The following is a 16,142-nucleotide window of genomic DNA, read 5'->3' as shown; positions in this document are numbered from 1 at the left end:
AAAAAAGATATTTTCAAGCGGTTCCGGTCTTTCATGTAAGGAAAAGGGAATCGTTTATGGAAGATTTAGAAAACAAAGTTGACGGGATTACTATGCCCGCAGAGGATTCACAGGTTTCTGTGGAAAATTCAAATGAATCATCAAATGAGCCTGAGACAATTTCATTTGCAGACTTGGGACTTGATGAAATCACTCTTGCCGCTATTGAGAAAAAAGGATTTAAAGTTCCGTCTCCAATTCAGGTTCTTGCAATTCCGCGCCTTTTGAATGGAGATGCAAACGTTATTGCAAAGGCCCGCACTGGAACTGGAAAAACTGCCGCTTTTGGACTTCCTCTTGTTCAGGATTTGCGTGAAGAAAGCGACCATGTCCGCGCAATAATTCTTGAGCCTACACGCGAGCTTGCCATGCAGACTGCCACTGAAATGGCTTCATTTGCAACTGGAAAATATCCGCGCACTGCTGTTGTTTACGGCGGAGCTTCGATGGGCGAGCAGATGAGAGCTTTGCGCCGCGGAGTTGAAATTGTTGTTGGAACTCCAGGCCGTGTTCAGGACTTGATTGACCGCGGTGTTCTTGACATCAGCAAAATCGATTATTTTATTCTTGATGAAGGCGATGAAATGCTTGACATGGGATTCATCGAGGATATTGAAAATATTTTTGAATGCGCAAATCAGGATTGCCGTGTTCTTTTGTTCAGCGCGACAGTTCCAAAAGAAATTTTGAAAATTGCCCAGCGTTTTATGGGCGAGTACGAAATCGTTGAAGAAGAAGGCTTTGAAGAAGAGCCTCTTTTGATTGAGCAGAAATATTGGGTTGTGCGCGAAAGTGAAAAAGTCGAGGCTTTGGTTCGTCTTATTGATATTTCGCCAGATTTCTTCGGACTTGTTTTTGTTCAGAGAAAATCTGATGCTGACTATGTTTCAAAGTCGCTTGATGAGCGCGGATACGAAGCTGCCGCATTGCACGGAGATATTCCTCAGGGACAGCGTGAAAAAATCCTTGCAAGATTCCGTTCAAAGAAAACAAGAATTCTTGTTGCGACCGATGTTGCTGCGCGTGGAATTGATATTGAAGGCGTAACTCACGTTGTAAACTACGAGCTTCCATTTGACGGTCCGACTTATGTTCACCGCATTGGCCGTACTGGACGCGCCGGAGCTGCTGGAATGGCGGTTACTTTTGTAAAGCCGGAAGAAACACGCAGACGTCTTAATTATCTTATCAACACTGTAAAGAAAAGTTCCAAGGGCGAAATTGTTGAAGACAAAGTTCCTTCAATAGAAGAAGTTCTTGAAGCAAAAAAGAGCCGCCTGTTTTCTGATATTAAAAACAAGCTTGGTCTTAATCAGGAAAAAACTGAATCTCAGGCTGAAAGCGAAACTGATTCTGATTCCGCGGATGAAAATGCTGAAATCAATGTTTCTTCAGAGCCAAAAGTTCCTCACTTAAGAAAAGGCGATCCTATTTTTGACAAGCTTGCAGAAGAACTTTGCAACGGTCAGAATCCAGAGGAAGTTGTAGCTTCGTTGCTTGCGGTTTCTTACGGCGGAATGCTGAACAAAAACCGCTACGGAAAAATCAATACTTATTCTGTTGAATCAAAGGGACGCGACAGAGACCGTGGTGGACGCCGTGAACGCGACCGTGGCTCAAGAAGAGGCGGAGACGTTTTTGTTGGCGACGATCAGCTTAGACTTTATGTTCAGATGGGCTGGGACGACGGATACAATCCAAGAAAGATTGCGGATTTCTTCCATGACTTGCTTGGTGTTCCGGGGCGCAAAGTTGATGCTATTGATATGGCGGACAAATTCTGTCTTCTTACTTTGCCAGCTGACGACGGAAGAAGAGCCATTGAGCTTTCTGAGCGCGACCGTTCTTTGCCGCACATGCACCTTGACACAAAAGTTACTGGCGGCGGACTTGGCGAGCGCGATTCATTTGGACGCGACCGTGGTTCAAGAAGAGGCGGACGCGACAGAGGACGTGAACGCGACCATGGATTTGGACGCGACAGAGACTTTGGCGGACGCCGCGAACGCGATAGAGACAGAGGATTCCGCGGAGGTTCTCATGCAAGAGCCGGAGTTCACACTGCTACACAGAGAAGCGGTTCATCTTCATTCTTCAAGAGATCTGACGCTCAGGAATATTAATTTTTAAGTTTAGATAAAAAGCGCTGCTAGAAATGGCGGCGTTTTTTTATTCTACTTGCATTGACTTCAATGCTATTCATCAATAAAATAAAGAAATGTACGAAATAAAAGATTCAAAGCCGTTTGATACTGATGAAGAAGATTTTGACACGGTAATGGCTAGCGACATTTCATTTACAGGAAATATACGTTTTTCAAAGCCGTTTATGATAAAAGGAAAAATGAACGGAACAATCGAAGCTTCAAGCGATTTGCTTATTGATACAAATGCGGAAGTCAACGCTGACATTTCAACAGAGCGTGTTCTTGTCCGCGGAAAAGTTGTAGGAAATATAAATGGAAAAAAACTTGTTTATGTTGCTTCGACTGGTTCTGTAATTGGCGACATTTCTTCTGCTCAGGTTGTGCTTGAGCCGGGTTCTGTTTTTTCTGGAAAATGCTCAATGTCTGGAATGTAATTTTTCAAGCTGAATTCTCAAGGTGCTGATATGAATAAGAAAAATTGTTTTGCATTTATTATATTTTTTGTTTTTGTTTCCGCAGTTTTTTCGCAAGCCTCTCGTCCTGATGCTCTTAAACTTTACCGTGAAGGAAAGTACAAGGATGCGGTTGCAGTTTGCGAAGTTGAAATTTCCAACAATCCGAATAATATGGATTCTTATGCGGTTTTGTGCTGGTCTTTGGTCGGAAACAAGCAGTACAAGGAAGCTGAGCTTAGAGCTACAGAAGCGCGCAAAATAAATTCCTATGATATTCGTTTAATGGAAGTTCTTGGCGAGGCTAAATTTTATCTTGGAAAAAACAATGAAGCCCTCGATATGTTTCAGCGTTATGTTGCAAATTCTTCGGAAACTGCGGCGCGGCTTGGAACTGCATATTATTATATGGGCGAAATTTATGTACGCCAGACAAAATATGAACATGCGGACATTTCTTTTAGCGCGGCTGTAAAATATGAGCCGACTTATAGCGCGCATTGGTGGACAAGGCTAGGCTATGCACGTGAAATGTGCAGCGACTTTAAAAATGCCATTACAGCTTATGACAGAGCACTTGGCTTGAATTCCCAAAATTACGATGCTGTCCGCGGAAAAAAAAGATGCCAGGAGCGTCTTTAGTTTTTAGTTGATGAAAAATATTATTCATTTTGAAACTCTAGGCTGCAGGCTTAATCAGGATGAAACAGAAGGTGCTGCCCGTTCTTTTTCTGATGCTGGTTTTGCCTGTGAATTGAATTCTGTTTCGTCTGCAACAAATCCTTCTCAAGATGTAATTTTAAGCGTAATAAATACATGCACGGTTACAGGCAAAGCTGAACAAAAAGCCCGGCGCATAATCAGACTGCTTCTTGAAAAATTTTTTGATGCGCCTTTGATTGTTACCGGCTGCTATGCGGAGCTTGCTGATTCTGAAATAACTTCGATTTCCAAAAATAGAATTGTAATTGTTCCCGGCACAAAAAAATTTGTTTTAAAGGAAATTGCCGCTGCGATGAATGGCGGTGAACTTGATTTTAAAAACGGAAAATTCAATTTTGAAAATCTGAAGTCCTTTGTTAGCAAAAAAATATTTTCATTTGAAAAAATTGATTCTGCAAAAAAAATTCCAATGGCGGTGAATCCGTTTGCTTTGTATACGCCGGTTTTTGAAAAGCATAGCCGGGCGACTTTAAAGATTCAAGATGGATGCAATAATTCGTGCTCATTCTGCAGAATTCATTTTGCCCGCGGAACTTCTGTTTCTCTTGAGCCTGAAAAAATTCTTGAGCGTGCAAAAGAAATTGAAAGTCTTGGTTCTTCTGAAATTGTGCTTACAGGCGTTAACTTGAGCCAGTATGCAGGAAAATTAAAAGACGATGCAATTTTTGACTTTAAAGACTTGCTTTCGTTTTTGCTTTCTAACACAAAAAAAGTCAAGTTTAGAATTTCTTCTTTTTATCCGCAGCATATAACAAAAGAACTTTGTGCAGTTTTGTCTGATAAAAGAGTTCAGCCGTTTTTCCATTTGAGCATTCAGTCTGGAAGCGATTCCATTTTGAATTCTATGCGCCGGCCTTATAAGCGGGAGCAAGTTGAAAATGCGGTTCAGCTTCTTAGAGAATGCAAAATGAATCCGTTTATTTCTTGTGATATAATCGCAGGATTTCCCGGAGAAACGGAAGATGATTTTGAGCAGACTAAATCTTTGTGCAAGAAAATGAATTTCGCTTGGATTCATGCTTTTCCTTTTTCTGCAAGACCTGGAACACTGGCGTTTTCTATGACTCCAAAAATTCCTGAGCGAATAAAAAATGTGCGCGTAAAGTGGCTTACTGAAATTGCGGTTTCTGGAAAAATTTCTTATATAAATTCTTTTAAAGAAAAAGCTGTTGAAGCGACTGTTGAAAAAAAAGTTTTGCAGAAATCAGATGGAAAAAATATTTTTCATGCCGTTACAGAAAATTTTCTTCATGCAGAATTTGAATCCGAAAAAAAATTAGAAGCCGGAAGCGTTGTCATGCTGAAAATAATTTCCGTTCTTGAAGACAGCATAAAATGCGGAAAAGAAGAAGAGTGTTCCGCGGAACTTTTAAAATAAAAATGGACGCAATGGATTTTACCAAAGCGTCCGTTGTTTTTAAATTTTAGAATTTGCAGTTGACACCAACATTTATAAAGCTGTTGTCTTTCCATTCGTAGAATTCACTGTCTTCATCTTTGCAATGGATGTACATTCCGCTTAAAGTCAGTGTTAAATTTCCGTTTGGCTTGTATGCGATTTTTGGCTGAACTACAAGGTCGCCGCGTTCGATTCCCCAAAGAGCTGTAACTTCTGGTGCGATTTTATCATTCATCCAAGAATCTGTAATGTTTACAACCAGCTTGTTGTTTGTGTATCCAGTTTTGTCGTAGTCAACATCGTAGGATTTCAATGCTGATTTCATTACACCGTAACTAGAAAATCCTTCTGCGTCATCAATTTTGTCGCCTTTGAAAATGTAAGTTCCGGTTTCTTGAATGTTTATGTTTATATTGTTGACCGGAATATCCACATCAAAACCTGCAAGCCAAGCAATGCTGTTGTTATGAACCCAAGGATTGTCGCCTGCAACGTCGTCAGTCAAATTGTAGGCAAACTCGCCACGCAAGTTGAATCTTCCAAGCACAGTTGCCGCTTCAAGTCCGAAGGTTTGTTTCCAGTCGTAGTCAAGCGAAGGCATTGCTGTTTTTCCGCTTAAAATTGTCGCGCTCAAATCTGCGGATGGCTGCTTGTAGTGTCCGTAGTAATAGCTTGCGCCCCAGTCAAACGAGCCGAATGTGCCTGTAAGCCTAAGACCTGCTTGCGTGTATTTTAATTTTTGCGTGTCTGGGTACAAGTCGTCTTGGTCAAATTGCGCGGCTGCCATAAGACCTGCTGTTCCACTGGCTGCCCAGCTTGAGGCTATTTCAGTTATTGAATTTTTCAATTCAGTATACGAAGCCGGTGTCCAAATTCCGTCTGTTGCGAATCTGTCTTTTTCCATGTACGGAGTCCAGATTCCTTCCAAGCGCAAATCATTTTTTTCAAAAGAATATAATGCGCGGAACATTGGCGTGCTGAGCCTGCGGTCGATGTATTCTGGAACAATGAAGTCAGTGTAATCATCTGCGTTGAAATTATCCAGAACATGAAGCTTGTCGCCTTTTCCCCAGATAACTTTCATTTTTCCCGCTTCAAGTTTCAGCTTTCCAAAATAACCGCGGATTGTAAGCTCGTCTATTACATCCTGTGGATAATCTTTAATTGCGCTTTCATCAAATTTCAACTGAACATCCGCATCAACATTTGAGCCTGAAAAATTAATTCCGAGTTTTGCAGATGGAGTTGCGGTAACAGGAAAATCTGAAACCGAGTCGTAATCTGAATCTTTCTGGCCTTCATATTCTGGCTTGTCAAGATACATTCTGCCCTGAAGTTCTCCTTCGCCGCTGAATGTAATTGAAGGACTTGAGCCTCCTCCAAAACCATCAGTGTCGTCAGAGAAACTTCCCCAGTCATCAAAATCCTGTGCAAATGCAAATGAACAGAAAATCATTGCAAGCGCAAAAATTTTGTTTTTCATATAAAGAAACTCCTTGCTTTTAATTTTAGAACTTTCCTGTGTTCAAGAAATCTTGTGTAAAGATTTTATCTGGAAGAACTGTCTTTACATCAACTTTAATAACTTTTATAGAAGTCGAATGTTTTGTCTGAACATTTTCCATTTTGTTTTCCATTGGAATATTGAAGCCGTCAATATTTTCAATTTTGAAAACAGTAAGAGTTTTTATGAGTTTTCCGTTTTTGTCAAAAAGCTCTGTGTAAACAGGATAGTCTGTTGCTTTATCTACCCAAACCATTCTGTAGCTGTACTGGCTTGACTTTGGATCAATCGGTGTGTTTTTTACAACTTCGCAATTGAAACCGTTCTTGGTGTCTTCCTTTACAAACTCGTGAGTGTCTTCTTCCATTTCGCGTGTAGAAAGATCGTCGTAAGTTGCGTCAGTTCCCATGAAAGATTTTGAGCCTTCGCTTGAGTTTACACGTCTTGTGTTTTTCAATGCTGGAAGGTAAATCCATTTGTCATCTGGCGCGCCTTTGTTTTCAATCTGAAGAAATCTTGTGTCCTTTATATTTGCTGGCGATTTGAAATCCATAACTGCGCTTGTTATGTCATTTTTGTTGCGTCCGTACTGAAGAACATTGCGCTGTTCTGTTGTTCCGTTTTTGTCTGTTAAAAGCATTACAACTTGAGAGCGGCTGTAGTCAGGCTTTGCAACATCGTGTGTTCTCTGCATGATTTCATCTCCGCGAGCATCTGCAAATGCTGCGAAAGTTCCTGCTGCAAGCGCCGCTGCTAATGTCAGTGTTTTAAATGTAAGTTTCATTTTTATCCTCCATGTTTTTCCCGGAAAAAAATCCGGGATTTTTTATTGTTGTTTCTCGGCTTTTGACCAAGAAGTTTTTTATTTGTTTTCAGTTTTTTCTTTTGGACGCATAAATTTTGGATCTGTTAGATTCAAAACTCCTGGAATAATTGTCATTGCAAGGAAGCTTGATGTAAACATTACGATTGCAACAAGAATTCCGATGTAGCGCAAAACTATAAACTTCGAAAGTGTAAGAACAAGGAATCCAAGTCCTACAGCAAGTGCATTTGTAAGAATTCCGCGTCCGCTCTTTCTGAAAGTTTCCTTTAGAACTTCAACAACATTTTCTGTTTTCGCCCTTTCTTCTTTATAGGTTGTCATAAAGTGGATTGTGTAGTCAATACCAACTCCGACTGCAACCGAAGCGATAATGCTTGTAATGAAGTCAAGATTGATTTCGCAGAATCCCATTGTCATGTAGTTAAGAAGAATACTGAATGCAAGCGGAATTGCTCCCAAAAGTCCTGCCCAGCAAGATTTAAATGAAATCGCGATAATCAGGAAAACAGAGAACAGTGAAAGCGCAAGGCTTGTTATCTGGCTTGAAACAATCATGCTTGTCATTCTGTGTTCCATCTGCGCTGAACCAGTTGCTTCAAGAGTGTATCCTTCAGGGAAATGTTCTGCAGCGTAACTTTTGGCATCTGCAATTATGATTCCGCTTTCCTCTGATGAGTGGCTTCTAAGCTGGCAAGTTATGCGCATTTCCTTTGGATTCATGTCGTCATCAATAAATCTGTCAAGTGAGCCGCTTAAAAGTGTGAGATAGTTTTCAACAACATTTTTCAGTTCTTCACGTGTCGCAACAGGATACTTTGAAGTGTCGTAAGGAATTTCATAGTATGCAGTTCCATTGTAGTTAACCTGCTTCATAAGCTGGTTAACAATATCTTCTACAGAAGCGTACTGTCCGCCTGCTTCAACATAAGCTTTGTTCAAAAGTTCAAGAACTTGTTTTGTTGTCATTGAAGTTTCAAGCTGTTCGCTGTAAGCAATGTTTGGATCTACAAAATCCTGCGCAGGAGAAGCTTGTGTGCTTGAGTCATCTGTTCCCCAGTCTGACCAGTCATCAGAAGTTGAAGATGAAGTGTCTGTTCCAAAGTCAGAGCCCCAGTCGTCCCATCCGTCAGAAAATCCGCTTGAAGCAGAAGAGTCTGATGATTCACTGGATGAAACTGGCTGTGCTCCTGGAACGTGCCAGACTTGGTTTATGCGTTTTATGAATGTTGTAAAGGAAACGATTTTTCCGATATTCTCATGGTTTGCAGCAAGATAATGCTCCATGTTGTCTACAGCCTGCAAAAGTTCCGGATTTGAAATGTCGCCTTTTTCCTGTCCTTGAATTACAAAGAAGAGGCAGTTTGAGCCGGCATATTGCTGGTCAATGTGGTCAACATCTTTTCTGAAGTCGCAGTTCTTTGGGAAGTAGTTGATTAACGCTGTATCAATTTTTAGAACTCTGAGTCCAGTAAACGAGAGAACGATTATAACAATTGAAGTAAGCACAAGACGTGGAACAGAGCCGCAGAAAAATTTGTAGATTGAATAAAGTGTGTCGCCGCTAGCTTCTGCTTCTGTTTTTCCGCCGCGCTGAATTCTTGCAAGCTCCAAACGCCGTTTTGCTTTTTCCATTTTTGCTTTTACTTTTGCAGTGAGCTTGTCAATGTTGCGTTCTCTTTTTACAGCTTTTCTGTAATCCTTCAAAAGAAGAACTGCAGGAATAAATGTTATAGAAAGAAGAAGCGAAAGTGAAACTCCAACCGCTGTGAATACTGCAAAGCTATGCAAGGGTCCGAGCGGGCTTGTTATAAGCGAAATGAATCCGACAATTGTTGTAACTCCAGCAAGCAAGACAGCAACAATAACTTCATTCAAGCCAGAGAAAACACATTCTTCATATTTTTCTCTTGTCATTTCACCTTCAACACTGTTGATTGCAATGTAGTAATGCGAAAGAACATGGATTCCGTATGCAGAGCCGACTGCAATTAACGAAACTGGAATTACGCTTGAAATCAAAGTGAATGTTATTCCAAAGAATCCCATCATTCCAACGGAAATTATTGTTGAAAGCAAAACCGTGCACAAAGGAAGAAGCATTCCAGTTACAGTTTTAAAGCTCATGTAAAGAGAAAGAAGAACAACAACAATTACAAGCGGAATCAAAACCAGCAAGTCCGAAATCATAAACTGCTTTGATTCTTCTGAAAGAACAGGTTCACCTACAAATTTTACATTGAGATGATGTCCGTCTGTTTCTTCGTTTACAATCTGTTTTACTTTTGCAAGAACTTTCTGCTGCCTCATAATGTCAGTGCCGAGCTTTCTTACTTGCGCTTTTATTTCTTTTATGTTCGATTTTGTCTGGGCAATTTCTGCATTGATTTCTGTTTTGTCATCCGCAGTTTTTGCCTGCTCTGTAAGTTCTGCAAGGCGAGCCTGATTTTCTTCCAGTGAAAGAGTTTCATCGCTTTTTGGACGGAGCGAAATTTGCATTTGAAATCCAGTGTTGTCATCGTTCACAATTACGCGGTTGTACATATCGTGCCATTCAGCAAGCCGTGATTTCAGCTGGAAAATATCTTCATCAGTTCCTGTGTACGTGTCTGGGATAAGCTGTGTTGCTGATATTGAGCCGTTTTCATCGCAAACATAATCGATGTGAGTGACAGAATCTATGTCTTCAACTTCTGGCAGTTCAAGAGTTCTGTCAGTAATTTTTCTTACAACATCGATGTATTCTGGAGTAAGTATGGTTGTTCCGCTTTTTGTTTCTAATGTGATTCCAATAGAAAGCATGCTTCCAAATTCATCTTCAGTTTTTGTAAGCAGGTCATAAGATGCGTCTTTTTGCGGGAAGAATGAACGAAGCGAATTTTCAAGAGCCAAATTCTTTAAAAAGAATCCGAAGAATCCTGTGAGCAGCAGCGTGGCTACTATTATTGCCCAAGGATGCTTAAAAAAAGTTTTTAGAAATTTCCTTTTCATAAAATAATCCTTTCCTGAATAATGTTCAAAAGATTAAACCTATTGATATATAAATATAATGTTTTTTTTATAAAATTCAATAGGTTTTGTGAAAAAAATGTTAAAAAGTTTAATTACTTAAACTTATTGACATTTTTGGAATTTAAACTATATTATTTAATAATCCTTTAAAACGTGAGGTTCTGCAAAATGGGAATAAGCAAATCCGAGTTAAAAAAAATACATGAAATGCTCAATAAATGCGGACCTCTTTTTATAGCCCTTGGTGATGAAGTCCGGCAAAAACTTATTCTTGACATAGCAGATGCCGGTGAAGAAGGAATAAGCGTTATGGATTTAACTTCCAAGTCAAATCTTTCGCGTCCTGCAATTTCGCATCATCTGAAAATTTTAAAGGATTCTGGATTTGTAAAAACAATAAAACGCGGAACTTGGGTTTTCTACAAAATTTCCATTTCAGAAAATTTTGCAGAAATTGACAAGCTTGTAAATGAAAGTCTCAGGATAATAGAAAAAGTAAGAAAAGAACAGTCTGAATAATTTCAGTTTAGTCCGTCCACAATTTGAATTCCTGAGCTTGCGCCAATTCGGTTTGCTCCAGCTGAAATAAAATCAAGCGCTTCTTGTGTAGAATGAATTCCGCCGCTGGATTTTACGCCCATTTCATTTCCCACAGTTTTCCTCATTAATTCAACAGCATGGATTGTTGCTCCGTTCGGTTTTTTCATTGAAAATCCAGTGGAAGTTTTGACAAAATCAAATCCTGCGTTTTTTGCGCAGATGCAAGACTGAATTATTTCATCATCATCTAAAAGCGTTGTTTCCAAAATCAGCTTTGTTAAAACTTTTCCTTTGCGTGGAATTCCGTCTTTTTCTGCAAACATCGAAGCTTCCTGAACGCTCTTTGTTAAAAACGAAAGCTGCTGTGTAAGCTCGTTCCATTTTTTGCTTTTTACAAGATTCAAGTCGATTACAAAGTCAAGCTCGTCCGCTCCGTTTGTAATTGCAATGTCTGCCTGCGACATTTTTGATTCTGTTCCTCCGGCTCCAAGCGGAAAATCTATTACAGTGCAGACTTTTGTTTGCGAGCCTGAAAGAATTTTTGCCGCAGTTGAAACAAAAACTGGATTTATGCAAACGCTTGCAAATCCGTATTCTTTTGCTTGCTGGCAAAATTTTTCAACTTGTTCTTCTGTTGCTTCTGGAGAAAGAAGAGTCTGATCTATAAATTTTGCAAGTTCTTGTTTTGTCATTTTAAAGTCCTCCAAATAAGTTTGTTGTCTATAATTTCGCAGGCGATTTGCCCTTCATGCTCAAGGCAGGAAAGATATGAACGCAACGTTGTGCCGATTAAGTAAAACGGAACAACTTTCATTTTTATTGACGAATAGTCGGCGATTGCTTTTAAAAGCTCTTCCGTTGTTTTGAATCCTTCATTGATTTTTTTTAAAATGAGAGATTCAAATTCGTAAGTAACCATTATGTTTATTTCTGCAAACGCATTTATTGTCGCGAACGTGCATTTTGAGCCGTGGCCGGGAATATAAAAATCAGAATTTATTGATGCGATTTTTCTTACTGATTTTCTGAAATCTTTTTGGTTGCATAAAAACGGAATCCATGTTTTTTTTAAAAGCTCGATTCCAAAAAAACTGTCGCCAAGAAAAAAACTTTTTATTCCGTCTGATTTGTCTTGAACTAAAATTCCAATCTGATCAAAAAAGTGTCCTGGAAGAAAATAAAATGAAATAAAAACATCGTCAAGCTCGATTTTTTCTTCAGTTAAAATTCTGTCAGTAAAAATTGGTTCTGGCGGCGTGAACTGCGGAATATCAAATTCTTTTATAGAAACTCCGCCGCAGTAAATCGCTCCGATTATCGCTGGAACTTCCATTATTCTTGCGGATTCAGCTGAAGCCCAAATTTGGGTTTCAAAATTTTTTTTCAGATACAAAGAGCCGCCGCAGTGGTCAGCGTGTGAATGTGTCTGGATTATAGCTTTGATTTTTTTTTCAGGAAAGAGAGATGAAAGTGTTTCAGCAATGAGTTTTCCGTCTTCTTCTGACTGCCCTGAGTCAATAAGAAAAATTTCGTCATTGCTGAAAACAACTCCAATGTTTGTGGAGTGGCAGAACATTCCAACGTTAGCTGAAAGTTTTACAAATGATTTTTCATTTATAGCCATTGTTTTGCCAGCTCCACTTTTTGTTAAACTTCAGCGGCCTCAATAGATTTTACAGTGTAATCGTATTTGTGGTCGTTGATTGTAAACGCTCTTTGTTCTCCGTTTTTCATATCAAGAAGATTGTTTCCGAGCGGTGAAAGATAAGAAATTATTCCTTCATCAACATTTGATTCCCACGGACCAAGAATTGTATAAACAACTTCATTGTTTTCAAGATTGTTATGCAATGTAACTTTTGTTCCGAATGAAACAAGCGATGTCGTCGCTGTTGTAGGATCGAATACAACTGCGCGCGAAAGTTCTTCCTTGAGTTTTGAAAGCTGAACGTTCAGGCGATGCTGAGCTTCTTTTGCTGCTATGTATTCAGCATTTTCCTTAAGGTCGCCTTTTTCTTTTGCCTCGCCGATTTCAGCAGCAACTTTTGGAAGCTGAACTTTTTCGATGTCTTCTGCAAGAGAGCGTTTGACTTCGAGCATTTTTGCAGTAACCAGAAGTCCTTTTGGAGCTTCCTGCTTGATTTCTGCTTCCTGGAATTTAAAGTCTGGATATTTTTTCAAGATTCCGTTTCTTAAAGCGGCTTTGTATTGCAATTCAAGGTCAGAAAGGTCGCTGACCATTGTGTACATTCTTGTAATTACGTCAGTTGAATTTGCAAGCATATACTCAAGCATTGGATTCTTGTCTTCGTTCAGCTTGTTTCCAAAGAGAAGGGCTGTGGCTTCCTTTATTGTCTTTGTGTTTTCAACTGTGTTTACGTGATTGTTTTTTTCACGGTTGCAGACTGAAATTATGTTGACCAAAGTTACAAGCTGCTTTTCTTCTGAAATTTTTGCTTCAACAAACCATTCTTCAGTTTTGCATTTAGAAATAAAGTAGTTTACAGCATTTCTGTTGCTTCTGTAGTCGTTGAAAATATCCTGAACAAGGCGTACTGCTTTTTCTTCTTTTCCAGCTGAAATAATTTCCGCAATAAGATTTTTGTCAAGCACAGTCGGGAACAAGAAAGTGTACTGAGCATCCCAGTCCGGAAGCATCTTGATATTTGCAAGGAACATTTTCTTGAGATGAGTATTTTTTGTGTCCTTGAGCTTTGTGTACATTTCGCGCGGATTTTCAATTTCTGAATAAAGCTCGGCGAATGTGAACTTTGCAGGATTTTCAAGCGCGGAAATTCTTTTTACAATTTCCTGAACAACAAGATAAGAAGCCACAATATGCTCGTCTACTGAAGTGAATGCCTTGAGGTAGTTTGCAAAGTAGCTGAACATTTCAGAGAATTGGTCGTCAGAAGGATCTTCAATTGTTTCAAGATAACGTGCCATTATGTCGATTCTTGGGAAGAATTCCTTGTTCGCCTTGAATTCGTTTGCAAGACGTTCTGACTTGCTAAGTTCTCTGTCGCGGACTGTATAGAAATTTGCGTCATTTGGATTTACACAGAACGGAGCTTCCGCAAGAATTTTCTGAGCCTTTGCGTGCCAGCTTGTCCATTCGCTTGAGCCTTTTGTTTTTCCGTCTTTATCTTTAGCTGCGTCTTTCAAAATTGAAGGAACAAGTTCCGCCTTGATATGCTTTTCATCGCAGTTATTATTGTAGCTTTTGATTATTGTCTTTAAAGTCCACGGAATATCAGACTTTACTTTTTTTACAAGCTCTTCATGCTTTACAGTTTTCTTGTAGACTTTGATGTGGTCTTTTGCAAGAGGCTGAAGCGCGCTGACTGCCATTTTCAAAGACATTGTGTGAACGCCGGTTTTCTTTCCAAAGTTGATTGTAAGAATGTCTCCTTCAACTTTTGAAATAATTCCAACGCCCCAAGTTCTGTGGTAAACGTAATTTTTTGCGTCGAATGCAATGTGTTTTTCAAAGTCGTTGATTGCTTCAAAAACATTGCGGAACGACTGGTTCAAATTTGAAGATTTTATGTAGTCTTCAAGATGCGAGTGGTCTGCGTATTTTCCGCGGAAACATTCTGTGATTTCTTTGCGCGCCCAGGAATCTTTGCTGTCAATTTCAAGAATAAGCTTTAGAATGCTGATTGCAGTGTCCCATTTTGCTGTGTCCTTGTAATATGCGTAAAGTTCCTGCATAAGAATTGCTGACTTGTCTTCGCTGATTGTCTTCGCAATTTTGCGCTGAACCAGCATAAAGAAATCAAGTTCTTCTGGAATGTAAGAAACAAGAATTGACCATATAGCTTTTGCTGAGCCGATGTTTTTTGCGGCAACAAAGCGGAGCAATGCTTTTTTATAGTAGTTTATTGCGGCTTCCTTGTTTCCCTGAGAATCATAGCGTTCAGCAAGAATGCGCGCCATTTCAGCTTCTTCAAAGTCAAGCTTTACAATTTTCTCATAAAGTTCCCAGAGCCTGTCGTCATTTGAAGCCTTGTAATAATCCGCGAGTTTTCTTAGAGCAAGCTTGTTCTGCGGATCGTCTTCAAGAATTGAATTGCAAAGATATTCAACAAGAGATTCCTTGTGGTTCTTTTCAAAAATATCAAAGAGCGCGTAAAGGGAGCTTGTGTCTACGGAACCTGTGCGCATTGCAATCATGCCGGAAAGATAAAGGGCTACAATGCTGTCTTTTGTGTGCGCAAGCTGTTCATCGCAGATATCCTTGATGGCATACTCACAGTTCTGGTTTCTACATTCGTCAAGAATTTTTTCAAGTTCTTCGATGTTGTTCTTGGTGAAGTTTGTAATTCCCGCTCGTGTCCATGTTTCTGCCTTCAGCATTTCGCGGACAGAATTTTCAAGTTCTTCAGACATAATGTTTGCTCCTAGTTTTTTATAAACTTCTCTGCTTTTTCAGAGGTTTCCGAATCTGTATAAATTGTGAATCTCAGGATCAAGAATTTTCATCTTGAGCATGACTTCCGAAATACTGCTTGACTTTTCTTTTGACGAAATATAGTAATCTATAAGCCAAAAATAAAGGTTCAAGAGCCTTGGTTTTATAACTTCCTTGTTGCTTCCGGGATCTTTCATCTCGCTTTCTCTTGCAAAAATCTCCTGCCGAAGATGAATTACTTCCTGCGCTCTTAAAAGCCTTTTTACGGTAAAAACTTCAAGTATAACTCCGTAAACTGCAACCCATTCCTGCAACGCTTCGCCTGTATAGCCAATCTCTTCAACTTTGTTTATAAGAGCCTTTATCATTGGCGAATCCAGAAAAAAGAAGTCTATTTTTTTTGCATCTATGTAAAAAGCTTCCCTAAAAAGCATTTTTGCATTTTTTGTTTCCCCGCAAAGCGCGTAGCAGTCTGCAACTTCAGCAACAATGGCCGCCTGCCCGGAAAGAGTTCCATTCGCTTCCTTTAAAAAGTTAAGTGCAACTTCATAGGAACCCAGTTTTTTATAGCAAAGCCCGGTTTTTCTTAAAATTTCAGACTTGAGCCTGTTGTCTTTTTCGTCCGCCGCCTTGCTGTAGCATTCCAGTGCGAGCGAAAAAATTCCTTTTTTAAAGGAATAAATTGTTCTTTCGTACTTTTCGCTTTTTTTTCCGGTTATAAAGACAAACTGCTTCCATTGGTTCAGAAGAGTTTCGCCCTGTTCAAAACTGGAAAGGCTGGGAATTGAGTTCAGCGTGTCAATCCAGAATCCGCAGCATTTTATTGCAAAAACAATGCCTTCGTCGTCCAGATCGATTGTGAGCGCGTCCTTGAGCAGTTCCGAAGCTTCTGAAATATTGCAAATTTCAATAAGTTTGAACGCATTGCAGAGCGCGTTTTCCGACTGAATACCCATAAGATTCAATTATATATATTTGAAAGATTTAGTCAATGTGATTTTCTGCAAAAGGGGGTAATATTTATAATGGTTTTTCAATGTGTTTGTCAATAGTTCCGTGCCTTATAGCCTGAAAGTTTTGAATTTTTTT

General features: G+C 39.5%; 12 protein-coding genes. 5 read left to right on the top strand and 7 right to left on the bottom strand.

Annotated elements, in window-relative coordinates:
• Nucleotides 1–56 precede the first annotated feature (56 nt).
• The 4 genes from Q0N70_RS01385 (at nt 57) to mtaB (ending at nt 4,739) form a co-directional block, all read left to right on the top strand.
• Entirely contained in the window at nt 57–2,162 is a 2,106-nt protein-coding gene (locus Q0N70_RS01385; RefSeq protein WP_294012676.1) for a DEAD/DEAH box helicase, read from the top strand.
• 95 nt (nt 2,163–2,257) lie between these two features.
• Nucleotides 2,258–2,620 (top strand): polymer-forming cytoskeletal protein, encoded by a 363-nt coding sequence (locus tag Q0N70_RS01380; RefSeq protein ID WP_294012673.1) that lies wholly within the window; start codon nt 2,258–2,260, stop codon nt 2,618–2,620.
• Between the two features lie 30 nt (nt 2,621–2,650).
• Nucleotides 2,651–3,280: a tetratricopeptide repeat protein gene (locus tag Q0N70_RS01375; protein ID WP_294012670.1), complete on the top strand. Its 630-nt coding sequence runs from the start codon at nt 2,651–2,653 to the stop codon at nt 3,278–3,280.
• Nucleotides 3,281–3,290: 10 nt separating this feature from the next.
• The gene (mtaB, locus tag Q0N70_RS01370) at nt 3,291–4,739 is read left to right on the top strand and encodes a tRNA (N(6)-L-threonylcarbamoyladenosine(37)-C(2))-methylthiotransferase MtaB (RefSeq protein ID WP_294012667.1); all 1,449 of its coding nucleotides are present in this window, start codon (nt 3,291–3,293) and stop codon (nt 4,737–4,739) included.
• Between the two features lie 46 nt (nt 4,740–4,785).
• On the opposite strand, the gene Q0N70_RS01365 is transcribed toward mtaB, so the two are convergent.
• From Q0N70_RS01365 to Q0N70_RS01355, 3 genes are all read right to left on the bottom strand, one after another.
• Nucleotides 4,786–6,243 (bottom strand): hypothetical protein, encoded by a 1,458-nt coding sequence (locus Q0N70_RS01365; RefSeq protein WP_294012664.1) that lies wholly within the window; start codon nt 6,241–6,243, stop codon nt 4,786–4,788.
• A gap of 25 nt (nt 6,244–6,268) precedes the next feature.
• Nucleotides 6,269–7,048 carry an outer membrane lipoprotein-sorting protein gene (locus Q0N70_RS01360; RefSeq protein ID WP_294012661.1) on the bottom strand — a complete coding sequence of 260 codons (780 nt, stop codon included), beginning with the start codon at nt 7,046–7,048 and terminating at the stop codon, nt 6,269–6,271.
• Between the two features lie 78 nt (nt 7,049–7,126).
• The gene (locus tag Q0N70_RS01355) at nt 7,127–10,078 is read right to left on the bottom strand and encodes an MMPL family transporter (protein ID WP_294012658.1); all 2,952 of its coding nucleotides are present in this window, start codon (nt 10,076–10,078) and stop codon (nt 7,127–7,129) included.
• 189 nt (nt 10,079–10,267) lie between these two features.
• Here Q0N70_RS01355 and Q0N70_RS01350 point away from each other — a divergent pair, with 189 nt between their 5' ends.
• Nucleotides 10,268–10,618: a metalloregulator ArsR/SmtB family transcription factor gene (locus tag Q0N70_RS01350; RefSeq protein WP_294012655.1), complete on the top strand. Its 351-nt coding sequence runs from the start codon at nt 10,268–10,270 to the stop codon at nt 10,616–10,618.
• Nucleotides 10,619–10,620: 2 nt separating this feature from the next.
• Here the strand turns inward: Q0N70_RS01350 and deoC are convergent, their stop codons facing one another.
• From deoC to Q0N70_RS01330, 4 genes are read right to left on the bottom strand one after another with little or no spacing between them, the layout of a single operon-like run.
• On the bottom strand, nt 10,621–11,331 hold the full coding sequence (deoC, locus tag Q0N70_RS01345; RefSeq protein ID WP_294012652.1) for a deoxyribose-phosphate aldolase: 711 nt from the start codon (nt 11,329–11,331) through the stop codon (nt 10,621–10,623).
• Nucleotides 11,328–12,263, bottom strand: coding sequence for an MBL fold metallo-hydrolase (locus tag Q0N70_RS01340; RefSeq protein WP_294012649.1), 936 nt, complete (start codon nt 12,261–12,263; stop codon nt 11,328–11,330). The genes deoC and Q0N70_RS01340 overlap by 4 nt, the downstream gene beginning before the upstream one ends.
• A gap of 23 nt (nt 12,264–12,286) precedes the next feature.
• Nucleotides 12,287–15,031 carry a transcription elongation factor GreA gene (gene greA, locus Q0N70_RS01335; RefSeq protein WP_294012647.1) on the bottom strand — a complete coding sequence of 915 codons (2,745 nt, stop codon included), beginning with the start codon at nt 15,029–15,031 and terminating at the stop codon, nt 12,287–12,289.
• A 39-nt stretch (nt 15,032–15,070) separates the two neighbouring features.
• The gene (locus tag Q0N70_RS01330; protein ID WP_294012644.1) at nt 15,071–16,009 is read right to left on the bottom strand and encodes a hypothetical protein; all 939 of its coding nucleotides are present in this window, start codon (nt 16,007–16,009) and stop codon (nt 15,071–15,073) included.
• Between the last annotated feature and the right edge of the window lie 133 nt (nt 16,010–16,142).

It is taken from the genome of uncultured Treponema sp., assembly GCF_945873775.1.
Taxonomy (GTDB): Bacteria; Spirochaetota; Spirochaetia; order Treponematales; family Treponemataceae; genus Treponema_D.
The sequence above is the reverse complement of the archived record's forward strand: the minus strand, read 5'-3'. Positions and strand labels throughout refer to the sequence as shown.

What these genes read in the sequence shown, in the direction of transcription:
- Q0N70_RS01385 (WP_294012676.1), top strand. Translation starts at nt 57, where the DNA reads ATGGAAGATTTAGAAAACAAAGTTGACGGGATTACTATGCCCGCAGAG.
- mtaB (WP_294012667.1), top strand. Translation starts at nt 3,291, where the DNA reads ATGAAAAATATTATTCATTTTGAAACTCTAGGCTGCAGGCTTAATCAG.
- Q0N70_RS01360 (WP_294012661.1), bottom strand. Translation starts at nt 7,048, where the DNA reads ATGAAACTTACATTTAAAACACTGACATTAGCAGCGGCGCTTGCAGCA.
- Q0N70_RS01375 (WP_294012670.1), top strand. Translation starts at nt 2,651, where the DNA reads ATGAATAAGAAAAATTGTTTTGCATTTATTATATTTTTTGTTTTTGTT.
- Q0N70_RS01380 (WP_294012673.1), top strand. Translation starts at nt 2,258, where the DNA reads ATGTACGAAATAAAAGATTCAAAGCCGTTTGATACTGATGAAGAAGAT.
- Q0N70_RS01355 (WP_294012658.1), bottom strand. Translation starts at nt 10,078, where the DNA reads ATGAAAAGGAAATTTCTAAAAACTTTTTTTAAGCATCCTTGGGCAATA.
- Q0N70_RS01330 (WP_294012644.1), bottom strand. Translation starts at nt 16,009, where the DNA reads ATGGGTATTCAGTCGGAAAACGCGCTCTGCAATGCGTTCAAACTTATT.
- Q0N70_RS01340 (WP_294012649.1), bottom strand. Translation starts at nt 12,263, where the DNA reads ATGGCTATAAATGAAAAATCATTTGTAAAACTTTCAGCTAACGTTGGA.
- Q0N70_RS01365 (WP_294012664.1), bottom strand. Translation starts at nt 6,243, where the DNA reads ATGAAAAACAAAATTTTTGCGCTTGCAATGATTTTCTGTTCATTTGCA.
- greA (WP_294012647.1), bottom strand. Translation starts at nt 15,031, where the DNA reads ATGTCTGAAGAACTTGAAAATTCTGTCCGCGAAATGCTGAAGGCAGAA.
- deoC (WP_294012652.1), bottom strand. Translation starts at nt 11,331, where the DNA reads ATGACAAAACAAGAACTTGCAAAATTTATAGATCAGACTCTTCTTTCT.
- Q0N70_RS01350 (WP_294012655.1), top strand. Translation starts at nt 10,268, where the DNA reads ATGGGAATAAGCAAATCCGAGTTAAAAAAAATACATGAAATGCTCAAT.